The sequence below is a fragment of the Serratia quinivorans genome, from assembly GCF_052113645.1.
Lineage (GTDB): Bacteria > Pseudomonadota > Gammaproteobacteria > Enterobacterales > Enterobacteriaceae > Serratia > Serratia quinivorans_B.
In genome coordinates, this window is record NZ_JBIEIU010000004.1 from 42,745 (window position 1) to 58,124 (window position 15,380).

Annotated in this window: 13 protein-coding genes; 7 read left to right on the forward strand and 6 right to left on the reverse strand. The window is 54.2% G+C overall.

Annotated features, from left to right (window positions below; genetic code table 11):
- Positions 1-337: 337 nt before the first annotated feature.
- Positions 338-1,924, forward strand: a complete 1,587-nt coding sequence (locus ACGS9J_RS09390; protein WP_442230659.1) for a TerC family protein — start codon at positions 338-340, stop codon at positions 1,922-1,924.
- 31 nt (positions 1,925-1,955) lie between these two features.
- On the opposite strand, the gene dcuC is transcribed toward ACGS9J_RS09390, so the two are convergent.
- From dcuC to udk, 4 genes are all read right to left on the reverse strand, one after another.
- Complete coding sequence (dcuC, locus tag ACGS9J_RS09395) at positions 1,956-3,311, reverse strand: anaerobic C4-dicarboxylate transporter DcuC (RefSeq protein ID WP_442230660.1); 1,356 nt, start codon at positions 3,309-3,311, stop codon at positions 1,956-1,958.
- A gap of 199 nt (positions 3,312-3,510) precedes the next feature.
- Positions 3,511-5,346, reverse strand: coding sequence for an outer membrane assembly protein AsmA (gene asmA / locus ACGS9J_RS09400; RefSeq protein ID WP_442230661.1), 1,836 nt, complete (start codon positions 5,344-5,346; stop codon positions 3,511-3,513).
- A gap of 44 nt (positions 5,347-5,390) precedes the next feature.
- A complete protein-coding gene (gene dcd / locus ACGS9J_RS09405; RefSeq protein WP_012006010.1) occupies positions 5,391-5,972 on the reverse strand; it encodes a dCTP deaminase in 582 nt (193 codons plus the stop codon).
- 126 nt (positions 5,973-6,098) lie between these two features.
- Entirely contained in the window at positions 6,099-6,740 is a 642-nt protein-coding gene (udk, locus tag ACGS9J_RS09410; protein WP_020826003.1) for a uridine kinase, read from the reverse strand.
- 242 nt (positions 6,741-6,982) lie between these two features.
- Between udk and ACGS9J_RS09415 the strand changes: the two genes are divergently transcribed.
- A complete protein-coding gene (locus ACGS9J_RS09415; RefSeq protein WP_442230662.1) occupies positions 6,983-7,612 on the forward strand; it encodes a phosphatase PAP2 family protein in 630 nt (209 codons plus the stop codon).
- A 53-nt stretch (positions 7,613-7,665) separates the two neighbouring features.
- Here ACGS9J_RS09415 and apbC read toward each other — a convergent pair whose 3' ends face one another.
- Positions 7,666-8,778, reverse strand: coding sequence for an iron-sulfur cluster carrier protein ApbC (gene apbC, locus ACGS9J_RS09420; RefSeq protein ID WP_442230663.1), 1,113 nt, complete (start codon positions 8,776-8,778; stop codon positions 7,666-7,668).
- A 160-nt stretch (positions 8,779-8,938) separates the two neighbouring features.
- On the opposite strand from apbC, the gene metG reads away from it, so the two are divergent.
- The gene (metG, locus tag ACGS9J_RS09425) at positions 8,939-10,966 is read left to right on the forward strand and encodes a methionine--tRNA ligase (protein WP_442230664.1); all 2,028 of its coding nucleotides are present in this window, start codon (positions 8,939-8,941) and stop codon (positions 10,964-10,966) included.
- A gap of 20 nt (positions 10,967-10,986) precedes the next feature.
- On the opposite strand, the gene ACGS9J_RS09430 is transcribed toward metG, so the two are convergent.
- Positions 10,987-11,439, reverse strand: a complete 453-nt coding sequence (locus ACGS9J_RS09430) for an endonuclease domain-containing protein (protein WP_442230665.1) — start codon at positions 11,437-11,439, stop codon at positions 10,987-10,989.
- Between the two features lie 309 nt (positions 11,440-11,748).
- Between ACGS9J_RS09430 and ACGS9J_RS09435 the strand changes: the two genes are divergently transcribed.
- The 4 genes from ACGS9J_RS09435 to cdd all read left to right on the forward strand — a co-directional run bounded on the left by ACGS9J_RS09435 (position 11,749) and on the right by cdd (position 15,228).
- Positions 11,749-12,972, forward strand: coding sequence for an MFS transporter (locus tag ACGS9J_RS09435; RefSeq protein WP_442230666.1), 1,224 nt, complete (start codon positions 11,749-11,751; stop codon positions 12,970-12,972).
- Between the two features lie 136 nt (positions 12,973-13,108).
- A complete protein-coding gene (locus ACGS9J_RS09440; protein ID WP_442230667.1) occupies positions 13,109-13,516 on the forward strand; it encodes a CidA/LrgA family protein in 408 nt (135 codons plus the stop codon).
- A complete protein-coding gene (locus ACGS9J_RS09445) occupies positions 13,513-14,208 on the forward strand; it encodes a CidB/LrgB family autolysis modulator (protein ID WP_442230668.1) in 696 nt (231 codons plus the stop codon). The genes ACGS9J_RS09440 and ACGS9J_RS09445 overlap by 4 nt, the downstream gene beginning before the upstream one ends.
- A gap of 135 nt (positions 14,209-14,343) precedes the next feature.
- On the forward strand, positions 14,344-15,228 hold the full coding sequence (gene cdd, locus ACGS9J_RS09450; protein ID WP_442230669.1) for a cytidine deaminase: 885 nt from the start codon (positions 14,344-14,346) through the stop codon (positions 15,226-15,228).
- Positions 15,229-15,380 lie beyond the last annotated feature (152 nt).

A 15,380-nucleotide genomic window follows, 5' to 3' on the forward strand; every position in this document is an offset into this window, starting at 1 on the left:
AAGACTACCCACGGGCATCAACTGGACAAAGTGTAGCAGCCAATAAAATCCATAACGGTTTGATTTTTAAAAATTATACTGACGCTGTTTTTATCAACAGGCGTCTGGGGCTACGTCCCGAAAACAGATCCCCTTTTCAGAAAATCCCCCATTTCCCGCAGCTTAAAATTTTGAACGACGTTCAACGATATGATTTTTTATGCATTATTTTTGCTTAATCTTTCCATACCCCATACCTGCCATGCCGGACAATGGTTTTAAAGTTGAATTTTCCCGGTCCAACACCCATCATTCACTTGCGGCATAAGCCGTCGAACTAACAGGTGAAATTGGGCGTATGGAATGGATCGCAGATCCAACAATTTGGGCCGGCCTGGCTACTCTGGTCGTGCTGGAAATCGTTCTGGGTATAGACAACCTTATCTTTATCGCCATCCTGGCGGAAAAATTACCTAAACATCAGAGAGATAAGGCTCGTGTCGTCGGGCTGCTACTGGCGTTGCTGATGCGTTTGGCGCTACTGGCCTCTATCTCGTGGTTGGCAACACTCACCCAACCGCTGTTTTTTGCCGCCGGGCATCCATTCAGCGGCCGCGACCTTATCATGCTGGTTGGGGGTGTCTTCCTGCTGTTCAAAGCCACAATGGAGCTTAACGAGCGACTCGAAGGTAAAGATGAGGAACAACATGGCCAGCGTAAAGGCGCCCGCTTCTGGCCGGTAGTTGCACAAATCGTGGTGCTCGATGCCGTTTTCTCGCTTGATTCGGTAATTACGGCGGTCGGCATGGTCGATCACCTGGCGGTAATGATGATTGCGGTGTGTATCGCTATCGGTTTGATGTTGCTGGCCAGCAAGCCATTGACGCGTTTCGTTAATGCCCACCCTACGATTGTTATCCTGTGCCTGAGCTTCTTGCTGATGATCGGCTTTAGCCTGGTGGCCGAAGGCTTTGGCTACCACATTCCGAAAGGCTACTTGTACGCAGCCATCGGTTTCTCCGTGATGATCGAAGCGCTGAACCAACTGTCACAGTTTAACCGCCGACGTTTCTTGTCGAAGGTTAGGCCACTGCGCGAGCGCACGGCGGAGGCGGTGCTACGCATGCTGAGCGGCAAGCATGAAGAGGCGGAAATCGACAGCCACTCAGCCAATCTGCTGGCCGATAGCGACAGTGAAAGCGGTGAGATTTTCAATCAGCAAGAGCGGCATATGATAGAACGCGTGTTGGGCATGGCACAGCGCACGGTAAGCAGCATCATGACTTCCCGCCATGATGTGGAATACCTTGAGCTGAATGACCCGCAGGAGAAACTGACTCAACTGCTGGAAAAAAATCAGCATACGCGCATCGTGGTAGTGGAAAATAGTGCCAGCGATGAACCGCTCGGCGTCATTCACACCATTGACGTGTTGAAACAGCAGTTAACCCAGGCCCCGCTAGATTTACGCTCGCTGGTGCTGCAACCGCTGATCTTCCCTGAGCAGTTAACCCTGCTGAGTGCGCTGGAGCAATTCCGCCAGGCGCAGACGCATTTTGCCTTTGTGGTCGACGAATTCGGCTCGGTGGAAGGGATCGTCACGCTGACCGACGTCATGGAAACCATCGCCGGTAACCTGCCGGAAGCCGGTGAGGAAGTCGATGCCCGACATGACATTCAGCAACATGAGGATGGTAGTTGGACCGCCAACGGCTATATGCCGCTGGAAGATTTGGTGTTGTATCTGCCGTTACCACTGGAAGACAAGCGTGAGTATCACACGCTGGCCGGCTTACTGATGGAGCACAGCCAACGCATTCCTCAGGAAGGCGAACAGTTGCGGATCGGTGACTACCTGTTTGAACCACTGGAAGTCAGTAGCCACCGTATTTTGAAAGTAAAAATCACCCCGCTGTCGGTGCCCGAGCCGGACTACGAGGTGTAAAGCCTGGCCGGGTATGACCCGGCCCCTTTTATCAATGCTGGGGAACCAGCAACTCCGTTGCCACAATCACCACGATCAACCCGACAATCACCGGTACCGAAGTGCGTTTCACCACTTCGAACGGCGAAATTTTTGCCATACCGGAGACCGCAACCACCACGCCTGAAACCGGTGACAGAGTGCGCCCCAGATTTGAAGCCTGCAGCATCGGGATCACCAGATAAGCCGGATTAACCCCCATCTGCGCCGCCAATTTGGGAATCAGCTCAACGAAAGCATAAAACGGAGCATTACCCGAACCGGTAGTCATCGCTGCCAACATGGTAATCACCACCAATACCAACATCATGATAATACCGCCGGTACCGAACGACTGCGCCAGACTGATCAGCCCGCTGATAAACCCGACGGTGCTCAGCCCTTGTGCGAAAACACCGGCTGCCACCAGCAACATCACTACGCTGGCAAAGGCATCCGCCATACCGCGATAGGCGACCTCCAGCCCGGTGAACACCTGTTTGGCACTGAAGCTGCGCAAGAATTCAATGACCGCCGCCAACAACATGCAACCTACTAGCACGGTGATGATATGCAGTTCCGGCCCCCATTTGCCGTCAAACACCAGCACCCCGAGGATCGGCGTGAAGGGCAACACAGCGTAGAAACCTGGGGCATGAGTGGTGATTTCGCTCACATCCATAATGTGATGCTGTTCATTGTTCTTCTTGTCCAGATAGCGTTGCCAGAAGAAATGCGCAATGGCCATGCAAATAATGGCCGCAATGGAAATGGGCAAGGTGGTTTTAAAAGCAAAATCAACCAGCGGCATTTCCGCCGCCTTGGCAGCCAACACCACGTCACCCGAGGTCGGTGCCAGAATAATCGCCGCCGGCGAAGCGCAGATAGCCGCCGCTGCACCACGGCTGATGCCGACGTTGACCATCAGCGGGAATAGCGTGGCCATCAGCAACACGCCCAGGCCGGTGGCGGAAGACACCGCCAGTGACATCAGGCAAGCGACAAAATAGGCCGCGACCATCAAAAGATACGGAGAGTTGATCATCTGTAGCGGACGAGAGGCCAGCTTGACTACCACATCATTAGCGCCAATGTGCGTCATATAAGCCGCGAACCCGCACAGCATCATGATCATCATGCCAAGATCGCCACCGCGACTCATCAGCAGAATTTTGACGTATTCGATGATGTCGGTTGCGCGCCATCCGGTAGATGCGGCACTGGCAGGTAACAGGCTTTTGCCCATCAAGGCACTGATGGCCAACAGTAACAGGCCCCCCACCATCAACACCCCGGTAGCGGAGTAGCCCTTGATGATGTAACGGCCAACGCCCGCCGCGACGACCGCACCAATCAGAAGCTCAATCATATTCCCTCAACTTATCATTATCGTTTTTGACTATGCCATAGCGTATAAATCGCTTAACTGCGCACACTCTGCACAAACTCAGCCTAAAACATTATGATATCCGTCAAAGTTACGGGAGGAAATTATTAAGAAAGGGAAAGACTCTGGCGAGGTTTACAGATGTGCGGGCCGGCCATTGACCGACCCGCACAATGCTTGATTAAAGTTTATCGAGCAGCTTTTTGAGATCCTGGCCTTCACGCGAGTCCTGGTTCTTTTCAGCCCATTTGTTCAGCGCATCCTTCGCCCGGTTTTGCAGCGTTTTACGCAATACCTGATCGACCTGCAATTGGTAGTTGAGCTGGTTCCATGGGCCGTAAACCCGCAGCGGGATCGGCGTTTTCTGCAGTTGTTCAATCAGATCACTACGCCCTTGCCAACCCCCGGTTACCCGTACATTTAGCGCCATATCGCACTGTTTGCCCGGCATATCCACCGTACCACTGCCACTCAGGTTCAACAGCGGTGAGTCCGCACTCAGCTCGGTGACTTTTACCGAGCCGTGGTTCAGGCTGGCTTTCGCCGCCAACTGTTTCACTTCGGTATAACGTTGATACTCGTCCTGCCCGCGTACACTACTGTCGTTACGCGCCACCGCTTGCTGAATCAACTGCTGAATATTCAGGCCGTGTAGCTGCGCATCCTGCATCGCCATCTGGGCAGTCCCCTGCCAGCGTCGTTCAAACGACTGCGAGGTAAAGCGATCGCCGGTTAAATTCCCTTGCATACTGAACTTGCCGGTCAAGACCTGCGGCATATCAAACGCCTTCAGAACGGTACCCAGTTCAACCTGCTTCAGTACCGGTTGCAAAGTGATTATCGGGCGGCTACCCCGTGCGTCCAATGTGCCTGGTAGAGCAAAATTACCGCCGGCCAGCTGTCCGGAAAGCGAATGCGACGTCAATAGACCCTGCCGGTTATCTGCTTGCAGCGCCAAATGGGCAATGTTCATGCCACGGTAGGTCAGTTGATCCACATTCAAATTGAGCTGCGCATTAAAGTCTCGCAGCACCTCAAGGTTTTGCTGCGGATCATCCATTTGGCTGGCAATGACGGGTGCTGAAGTGACGTTCTGCGCTTGTTGAACCTGCGAATTGTTGGATTGCCAACCGGTAAATGCATCCAAATTCACCGCAGTAGAGGTCAGGTTCAGCGTATAGGCAGGGATCTCACCGAACTTAATGTCGGCATCACCGGCAAATTTGCTGTCATTGGCGCTCAGACTCAGTTGGCTTAGTGCGATTTGTTGCGGCGTTTGTTGGTACACCACCTGAGCGCTGCCATCGCCCTTAATGCCACCGGCCAGAATATCTGCGCCTCCCAGTTGGTAACTGAACTGGGTCACATTGGCTGCAATCCGTCGTGGATATTGCTGCAGATCGATATCAGCCGCCATAGTGAAATTCAGGTCGCGTTGATTGCGGTTCACCCGGCTGGAAAGCTCCATCTGCGCCTGGCGTTTGGCATTTTGCCGCAGGCTAAGGTTGATATCGCGGACGTTGATCTGCTCATTATTGGCGCGCTGCCAGATAAGCAGACTGTCCACCACCTGCAGATTATCAATATCAAATTTCCACGGCGCGTCTACCGACTCTTCGGCATGACCCGAAGGGGCAACAGGGGCATCGGGTTGTTCCTGCTCTTCACTGTCGGGCGTCAGGCGGATAACGGCGTTTTTCAGCAAGACCTGTTTTACAAACAGCTGATGCGACAGCAACGGCAACAGTTTGACATCAAGGCGCATATTATCCGCGCTTACCACCGGCGCACTGGCGCCGGGCGCGGTAAGCGTCATTCGCCCAGCCAGGATGCTGAGCTGTGGCCAGATATGCCAACGCAGATCGCCATCCAACGTCAGATGATAACCGCTCTTTTGTTCGACCTTCGTGACCATGTAGGTGCGAAAATCATTCGGATTAACCAACAGCACCAGCGCAGACATGCCCGCCACCAGCACCACCAGCAAAATCACCAAAGTCGTCAGTAATCTTCTCATGCCATCCTCTTGTCAACGCCACACCGACAGTGCTTCCAGCGCTGTTAGTCCTTGTCGATTCGACTGGCTACCGCACCTTGCTGATCGCGGTATTTTGCATCCTGCCGGCTGTTGTAAGGACGTGCCGCCGGCCCAGACAGCGGTTCAAAACTCAGCGCGCCGATCAGCATGCCCGGGCGTAATGCCAGCGGCAGCTTACCTGAATTATAGAACTCCAGGACAATTCGGCCTTGCCAACCAGGATCGATACGGTGTGCAGTCACGTGCACCATCAAACCCAGGCGAGCCAGGGAGGAACGGCCATCCAGCCAACCGACCAAATCGTTTGGCAGCGTCACCGACTCCAGCGTGACCGCCAGTGCCAGCTCGCCAGGATGCAGGAAGAAGGCTTCCCCTTCCGGCAAAACGATTTCATCACTCATCACGCGATCCAGCGCGGCGCTGACTTCATCTTTTGGCCCACTGAGATCGATAAACGCAGCGGTATGGCCGCGAAACACGCGAAACTGATTGCCTAAACGGACATCCACTGTGGCCCCGTTAATACGCTCAATCGGCGGACGCGGTGAAATCACCAGTTTTTCGCAATCCAGCCAGGCTTCTATATCACGGTCGCACAGTCTCATTTCTTTATCTCCATCAAGGCGTGTCACTAAAACAAAAATTGCCACACAACGGGCGAAAGGTCTACGCCGCAGCGCAAATAGTTGCCCGCCGGCCGGAAACACGGGTTTTCCGGCCATTGAACGGCATTATTCAAAGAATTGGCTGATTTTGGCTTTCAGAATATCGATCGCAATGCGGTTTTTACCCCCGCGAGGGACGATAATGTCGGCATATTGCTTGGAAGGTTCGATAAACTGCAGGAACATCGGACGGACGGTTTTCTGGTATTGCGCCATCACTGAATCCATCGAGCGGCCACGCTCATTCACATCACGCTTCATGCGGCGCATCAGGCAAATATCCAGCGGCGTATCGACGAAGATCGAGAAGTTCATTTCCTGGCGCAGACGGATATCCGTCAACAGCAGGATCCCCTCCAGAATAATCACCTTTTTCGGTTCCAGGTGAACAGTCTCTTTTTTACGCGTGTGTTCGGTGTAGCTGTACAAGGGTAACTCTATCGCCCTGCCTGATTTCAGCATTTGCAGATGCTGGAACAGCAGATTGTGGTCCATGGCGCTCGGGTGGTCATAGTTGGTCTTGACCCGTTCTTCCATGGTCAGGTGTGTCTGGTCTTTGTAGTAACTGTCTTCAGGAATAACGCCGATATGTTCATCGCCAACCTGATCGCGAAGTTCGCGATACAACGTACTGGCGATAAGGCTTTTTCCGGAGGCAGATGCGCCGGCGATACCAATAATGACGCACTGATGCGGCTTGTCAGTCATAAAATTAAAGACCTGATTTCGTAGTGTGAAGGGGGGGACTAAAGCGCGACAATTATAGGGAGTTAGCGGGCATTGCGCCAGACTATATTGGCGCCGTTGGGCGCTATCTGCGGTTATTTCCCCAGAATGGGCGTTAAGGGTTTTAAGATTATTGCGTCTAGGGCAATCCGGCGCCACAAGGTAAACTCCGAAGCTTGCCCATCATCCTACTCATGGGGTGCTGTATTTCACCGGAGATTGACGTGCTGGATTGGTATTTTCTGACATTTTTTGGTGACAGCATGTTGTTGCTGCCATGTTCATTGATTCTCTTTGTTGTATTGGTCGTTCCACGCGCCACCCGCGCTGCCGGTTGGCAATGGGCGCTGATCTTCGGCAGTGCCGGTGGCGTGGTATGCGCATCCAAACTGGCCTTTATGGGCTGGGGCATTGGCATCGAACGTTATGACTTTACCGGCTTCAGCGGCCACTCAGCCCTGGCGGCCAGTATCTGGCCGGTATTGCTCTGGACGCTGACCGGACGTTTCTCACATGCTGTGCGCAGCATGGCACTAGTGATAGGTTTGATCCTGCCCCTCACCATCGGGCTATCGCGTTTAGCTATTCAGGTGCATTCAACTTCAGAAGTGGTTAGCGGCTTGGTGCTCGGTTATCTGGCCAGTACCTTGTTCCTGTGGCTGCAACGAGGCAAGCCGCGCCCGCAACTTTCCTGGCTGCGAATCATCTGTGCTCTGGCCTTACCGCTCGCACTGATGGGAAATAGGCAACCGGCGCCGACGCAGGGGTTGCTGGAGCATATTGCTACGGCCCTCGCGCATATCGAGCGCCCTTATACCCGCGCCGACCTGCACAAACACATCACTGCCCCATAAGCAAAACCCCGGAAATATCCGGGGTTTTATTTTTCAGCCTGTTGCAATTACAGCTACAGCGCGCGGAAAGAAATTTCCGTTGGGATCGCTTCGCCCTGCCAGTACATTTGCGCGGCCACTCGGCCGGCAAGCTGGCGATACAACTCGGCAAACTCGCTGTCCGGACGGCTGATCACCGTCGGCTCACCGCGATCCAAATCCTCACGCAGAGAAATATGCAGCGGCAACTGCCCCAACAGGCGGCTGTGATATTTCGTCACCAGCTTCTCCGCCCCGCCGGTACCGAAAATCGGCTCGTGATGTCCACAATGGCTGCAAATGTGCACGCTCATGTTTTCCACAATGCCCAAAACCGGCACGTGAACCTTTTCAAACATCACTATGCCCTTGGCGGCATCGAGCAGCGCAATATCCTGCGGCGTAGTGACCACCAAGGCTCCGGTGACCGGAATGTTCTGCGACAGCGTCAACTGAATATCGCCGGTACCCGGCGGCATATCCAGCACCAAATAGTCCAGATCCGGCCACAGCGTGTCCTGCAACAGTTGCATCAGCGCCTTGCTGGCCATTGGGCCGCGCCAAACCATGGCGTTGTCGTCGGTCACCAGATAGCCGATAGAGTTGGTTGCCAGCCCGTGTGCCACGATCGGTGCCATGTGCTGACCGTCCGGCGAGGTTGGCCGCTCGTTTTCAGTTCCCAGCATATTCGGGATTGACGGGCCATAAATGTCGGCATCCAGAATACCGACCTTGGCCCCCTCCGCTGCCAGCGCCAGTGCCAGGTTAACCGCCGTGGTGGATTTACCCACCCCGCCCTTGCCGGAACTGATGGCGATAATATTACGCACACCCTTGATACCGGCCTGATCGTTGGCGCGTTTCAGCGTGGTGATGTCATGCTTCAGTTTCCAGTCGATCGCCTCGGCGCCGGTCACGCGCAGCAGTTCTGCGCTGACGCTGTCTTTCAACGCCTCAAAACCGCTCTGCCAGGCAAACGGCATGGTCAATTCAATATGCAGCACATGATCCAACAGCGCACAGTGGTGAATCGCCTTCAGCGCAGTCAGATTGTTTTTTAACGTCGGGTGTTCAAAGGCGGCCAGTACACCGGTCACCAGGGCACGCAGAACTTCGGGGTTGGTCTGCTCGGGGGATTTTGCGTTCATCCCGGCTCCTTGATTTTGAATGGATAGCTTCCCGCTAAGCATATCAGAACTGCGAGCCGGTCGGCGCATGTCTGCGCAAAGAAACCGCCCTAGCCGTAACGGACGCGATCGGGTAACATCGAAGACCCTTTTTATTCATTACAGAAACCAAGTTCTCACTATGGCTCAAGTCGCGAAAAAATTATTGGTGACGTGCGCGCTACCGTACGCAAATGGTTCCATCCATCTCGGCCACATGCTCGAGCATATCCAGGCAGATATCTGGGTTCGTTACCAACGAATGCGCGGCCACGAGGTTCATTTCATCTGTGCGGATGACGCGCACGGCACCCCGATCATGCTGAAAGCTCAGCAGTTGGGCATTAAGCCGGAAGAAATGATTGAGGAAATGAGCCAAGAGCACCAACAGGATTTCGCCGGTTTTGGCATCAGCTATGATAACTATCATTCCACCCATAGCGATGAAAACCGTGAACTGTCGAGCCTGATTTACGGCCGCCTGAAAGAAAACGGTTTTATCAAGAACCGAACCATTTCTCAGTTGTACGATCCGGAGAAAGGCATGTTCCTGCCTGACCGTTTCGTCAAAGGCACCTGCCCGAAATGCAAATCACCGGACCAATACGGCGACAATTGCGAAGTCTGTGGCGCAACCTACAGCCCGACCGAGCTGATCGACCCGAAATCCGTGGTTTCCGGCGCGACACCGGTATTGCGTGATTCAGAGCACTTCTTCTTTGATTTGCCGTCATTCAGCGAAATGCTGCAGGCATGGACCCGTTCCGGCGCACTGCAAGAGCAAGTGGCCAACAAGATGCAGGAGTGGTTCGAGTCCGGTCTGCAACAGTGGGATATCTCCCGCGATGCGCCGTATTTCGGCTTTGAAATCCCGGACGCACCGGGCAAATACTTCTACGTCTGGCTGGATGCGCCAATCGGTTACATGGGGTCGTTCAAAAACCTGTGTGACAAGCGCGGCGATCTGGATTTTGACGAGTTCTGGCGCAAGGACTCCACGACCGAGCTGTATCACTTTATCGGTAAAGACATCGTTTATTTCCACAGCCTGTTCTGGCCGGCGATGCTGGAAGGCAGTAATTTCCGCAAACCGACCAATCTGTTCGTGCACGGCTATGTGACAGTGAACGGTGCCAAAATGTCCAAATCTCGCGGCACCTTCATCAAGGCCGGCACCTATCTGCAACATCTGGATGCCGACTGCCTGCGTTATTACTACGCCGCCAAACTGTCTTCACGCATTGACGACATCGACCTGAATCTGGAAGATTTCGTGCAGCGGGTGAACGCCGACATCGTCAACAAAGTGGTCAATCTGGCTTCGCGCAACGCCGGCTTTATCAGCAAGCGTTTCGGTGGCCAACTGGCCGACAAACTGGCCGATCCGGCGCTGTACCAGACCTTCGTCGACGCGGCACAAAGCATTGCCGAAGCCTATGCCAGCCGTGAGTCAGGTCGTGCAATCCGTGAAATCATGGCGCTGGCCGATTTGGCTAACCGCTATGTAGACGAACAGGCTCCTTGGGTGGTGGCGAAGCAAGAAGGCCGCGATGCCGATCTGCAGGCCATCTGTTCCATGGGCATCAACCTGTTCCGCGTGCTGATGACCTACCTGAAACCGGTACTGCCGTCACTGACCGAACGTACCGAAGCCTTCCTCAACTGCGAGCTTACCTGGGACAGCATCCAGCAGCCGCTGTTGGGGCATCAGGTCAATGCATTCAAAGCGCTGTTCAACCGTATCGACCTGGACAAGGTCAATGAAATGGTCAGCGCCTCGAAAGAAGACATGGTGGCAACGCCAGTGGTCACCGGCCCGCTGGCAGACGATCCGATTCAGGACACCATCACCTTTGACGATTTCGCCAAAGTTGATATGCGCATTGCGCTGATCAAGAGTGCGGACTTTGTTGAAGGCTCGGACAAGCTGTTGAAGCTGCAGCTGGACCTGGGCGGCGAATCGCGCCAGATTTTCTCCGGCATTCGTTCCGCTTACCCGGACCCGAAAGCGCTTGAAGGCCGCCTGACCATCATGGTCGCCAACCTGGCCCCACGCAAAATGCGTTTTGGCATTTCCGAAGGCATGGTGATGGCTGCCGGCCCGGGTGGCAAAGAGATCTTCCTGCTGAGCCCGGACAGTGGCGCACAGCCAGGCATGCAGGTGAAATAACCTCTTAGTGTCCCCTCACCCTAACCCTCTCCCTTGGGAGAGGGGACCATTATGCGCTGCCATCCAGTCATCTGTTCTCCCTGCTCTGCTTTCCCCCTCTCCTGGGGGAGAGGGTCGGGGTGAGGGGGACCTTCATCCACCGCCAAATACTGCGTAATCACCTCCGCTACACCGTCCCAATGGTTTAACACTTCATCATTCCAAAAACGTAACACGGTAAAACCGCGCTTCATGAGGAAATAGCTGCGTCGATTGTCATAACTGGCCTGATCTAGATGCTGTCCCCCATCCAATTCAATGACCAGCTTCCGTTGCCAGCAAACAAAATCAACAAAATAAGGCCCAACCGGAAACTGGCGACGGAATTTCAAACCATAAAAACGGCGATCCCTTAGCCGCTGCCATACCATTTTCTCCGCATTGCTCATATTGGTTCGTAACCGACGTGACACGGGCGTTGATATCCTTTCCATAAATACCTCCGGCTACACAATAACGCCAAGCAAGGCACTAGCCTTGGTCTAAGCGTCGAACTTGCGCCTTGCTTCCAAATATTTCGCTATAACGTCGGGAAAAATTAATAGCAAAGATAATTTATTATCAATAGCATAGGGCAAGGATTTACCGGGAGACCCACGCCAGTAACCTACGAATTTAAAGCCACCGCCATCCCGCAGGCACTACTGGTCAACCCGTCGGGGCCGGTCAACGTCGCCGGACTGGCCAAAATAAGCTATGTTATCCATACTGGCTTTATCACTGTATGCATAAACAGGTCTGACATGAAGGGATTCCCACCGCTGATCAACGCCTTGCTGGCCAGTTCGCTGGTACTGACCATTGGCCGCGGCGTTACGCTGCCATTCATTACCATCTACCTCACCGGGCATTTTCATTTGCTGCCGAAAAGCGTCGGTATTATTCTGGGCATCAGCCTGGCGATCGGCATCTTCGCCAGCCTGTACGGCGGCTACCTGGTAGACAAATTCAACAAAAACACCCTGATCCTGATTTCCATTCTTTTGTTCGCCCTGAGCTTTTTTGCGATCCCGTGGATCCCGCGGCCGGGGGGTATCGTTGTGGTTTTGGCTATTTTACATACCGCCTATTCGGTGTTGGGCATCACCATTAAGGCGTGCTTTGCCGACGGGCTCCCGGTCGCGCAACGCATCAAAGCTTTTTCGATTAATTACACGCTGGTCAATGTCGGCTGGGCGGTGGGATCATCATTGGGAGTTCTGGTGGCCGGGTTAAATCCCCTGTTGCCGTTCTACCTCTCCGGCGGGCTGGCTTTATTCACAGTAACGGCGTTGAGTTTCAGTCTGCGCAAGCAACGCGCAACACCCTCTGCGGCGTTGGATGTCACTCCCGTTGTACCGCTCAATTTCCGCCAAACGCTGAGCATCCTGCGTAACGATCGCCGGCTGATTTACTTTACCCTTGGCAGCACGCTGGGGGCGGTGGTTTTCGGCCAGTTCACCGGTTATCTGTCGCAATACCTGATTACCGTTTCCAATGCCGAGTTCGCCTATCAGGTCATCGGAGCGGTGATGATCGTCAACGCCAGTATCGTCATTGCTCTGCAATATCTGCTGAGCCGCGGCATGCGTCAGGAAAATATGCTGCGCTGGTTAACGCTGGGCACGTTATGTTTCATCTTGGGGCTGATCGGTTTTTGGCTGGCCGGGCAATCACTCTGGCTGTGGGTCGCGGCCATGGCGATATTTACCCTGGGAGAGATCATAGTGATCCCGGTGGAATATATGTTTATCGATTTTATCGCTCCGCAGCACCTGAAAGGCAGCTACTATGGCGTACAAAATCTGAGTGCGCTGGGCGGGGCTGTCAACCCGGTACTCTGCGGTTTTATTCTCAGTTACGCCGTACCGCAAATGATGTTTTTGATGTTGATTGCCGCTGCGCTGTTCAGCCTGCTATTCTTTTTCCTCGGCCACCGTCTGGCGCAAAAGCAACAGCAGAACGCCGATATCGTCAGCGCAGAATAAGCGCGCACAGGGTTTGATCGCGGTTGTCAACCAGCCCCACAGGCATGGTAGCCATAGAGAGAATTCATGGTGTGATTTGTGGCGAAGATCACAGTTTAATTGTATGATGAATGCATCGGTTAAACGGGATTAAGTTATGACCAAGCTATTCACTCTGTGCTGGAAATACCTGAGGGCATTCGTCCTTATCTACCTTTGTTTGTTCGCCGGTAATGCCATCGCGGCGCTGCTGCCGATCGCCATTCCTGGCAGCATTATCGGCATGCTCATGCTGTTCGCCCTGCTCTCCACGCAAATTCTCCCGGCGAAGTGGGTCAAACCCGGCTGCCATCTGCTGATCCGTTATATGGTGCTGTTGTTCGTGCCCATCGGCGTTGGCGTGATGAAATATTACGATCAAATTATCGAGCACCTGGGTCCGCTGGTGGTGTCCTGCCTGGTCAGTACCCTGATGGTGCTGGTGGTGGTCGGCTATACCTCACATTATTTCCACCGGGAACGCCGCATCACCGGCAAGCCGGATGCGGCGGAGGGCGAAAAATGATCCATGAAATCTGGTGGTCATTACCGCTGACGCTGGCCATCTATTTTGCGGCGCGCAAGCTGGCGCAATGGTTGAACATGCCGCTGCTGAACCCGCTGCTGGTGTCGATGGCGGTGATCATTCCTCTGCTGTTGCTGACCGGCATCCCTTACGAACGTTATTTTCAGGGCAGTAAAATCCTCAATGATTTGCTGCAACCGGCCGTGGTCGCGCTGGCTTATCCGCTGTATGAACAGCTGCATCAGATCCGCGCCCGCTGGAAATCCATTATCGCCGTCTGCTTTATCGGCAGTTTAACGGCCATGATCAGCGGTGGCGCCATCGCTTTATGGATGGGGGCCACACCGGAAATTGCCGCCTCGATCATGCCGAAATCGGTCACAACCCCCATCGCCATGGCGGTCGCGGAGTCGCTCGGCGGCATCCCGGCGATCAGCGCAGTCTGCGTGATCTTCGTCGGTATTCTCGGTGCCGTGTTCGGACATACGCTGTTCAAATTGTTGAAAATAACCACCCGTTCTGCACGCGGGCTGGCAATGGGGACCGCGTCGCATGCGCTGGGCACGGCACGCTGTGCGGAAATGGACTATCAGGAAGGTGCATTCGGCTCACTGGCGCTGGTGATCTGCGGGATCATTACCTCACTGCTGGCACCGTTTCTGTTTCCGGTGTTATTGCACCTGTTCGCCTGAGGCTTAAAACTTGCGATACATCTCGCATTTATGAGTTTCATTGCATTGATTTCACCAATAAAGAGACTTGCATCACACTTTATTCGAGCAGGGCTGCCTAGAATGTTATCCCGTTAACCTGTAGAGAGAGTTTCTATGCACCCGCGTTTTCAAACCGCTTTCGGTGAACTGCCCACCACATTGCAATCCGCCCTGCTGCCTTACTTGGATGCGCCTGATTTCCCGGCCATGTTCAAGGCGGAGCAAGTGGACGCGATCAAGCAGCGCTGCGGGCTGGATGATGATGCTCTGGCATTCGCTCTGCTGCCGCTGGCAGCGGCCTGCTCGTTAGCCCCCATCTCCCGGTTTTATGTGGGTGCTATTGCCCGTGGGCAGAGCGGCAATCTGTATTTTGGCGCCAATATGGAGTTCAGCGGCGCACCGATGCAACAAACCATTCATGCGGAACAGTGCGCGGTGACCCATGCCTGGCTACGCGGTGAATCGGAGCTGGCCTCCATCACCGTCAATTACACGCCTTGTGGCCACTGCCGTCAGTTTATGAATGAACTGAACAGCGGCACCGATCTGAAAATCCGCCTGCCTGGTCGTGAACCGGCAACGCTGGGCGACTATCTGCCGGATGCCTTTGGCCCGAAAGACCTGAATATCGCCACCTTGCTGATGGATCGCGTCGATCATGGTTTCCAACTGACGCTGACTGACGAATTGGAAAAGGCGGCACTGGCCGCGGCCAACCAGAGCCACGCCCCTTACAGTAACGCCCATAGCGGCGTCGCGCTGGAAGCCGAAGACGGTACCCTTTACACCGGCCGCTATGCGGAAAATGCCGCCTTCAACCCGAGCTTGCCGCCACTGCAGGCCGCACTGGTCCTGATGAACGTCTCCGGCGGCGACTGCCAAAAAGTGGTGCGTGCCGTGCTGGCCGAACCCGACAGTGCCATTCTCACCCAATGGGATGCCACCCGCGCCACCTTGGCCGCGCTGGGTTGCCAAAATGTCAGTCGCATCACTTTCTAAGTGTTCCCCTCGCGGTGCCACCCGGCACCGCTGTTACCAGCCCCGCCCGCCGATTACAATGGCATTCACGTCTTAAAACACTTTCTTTAGTTAAATTAGGACTTGATCGTCGATAATTACATCAATTTACCTCATGATCCGATAACAATTGC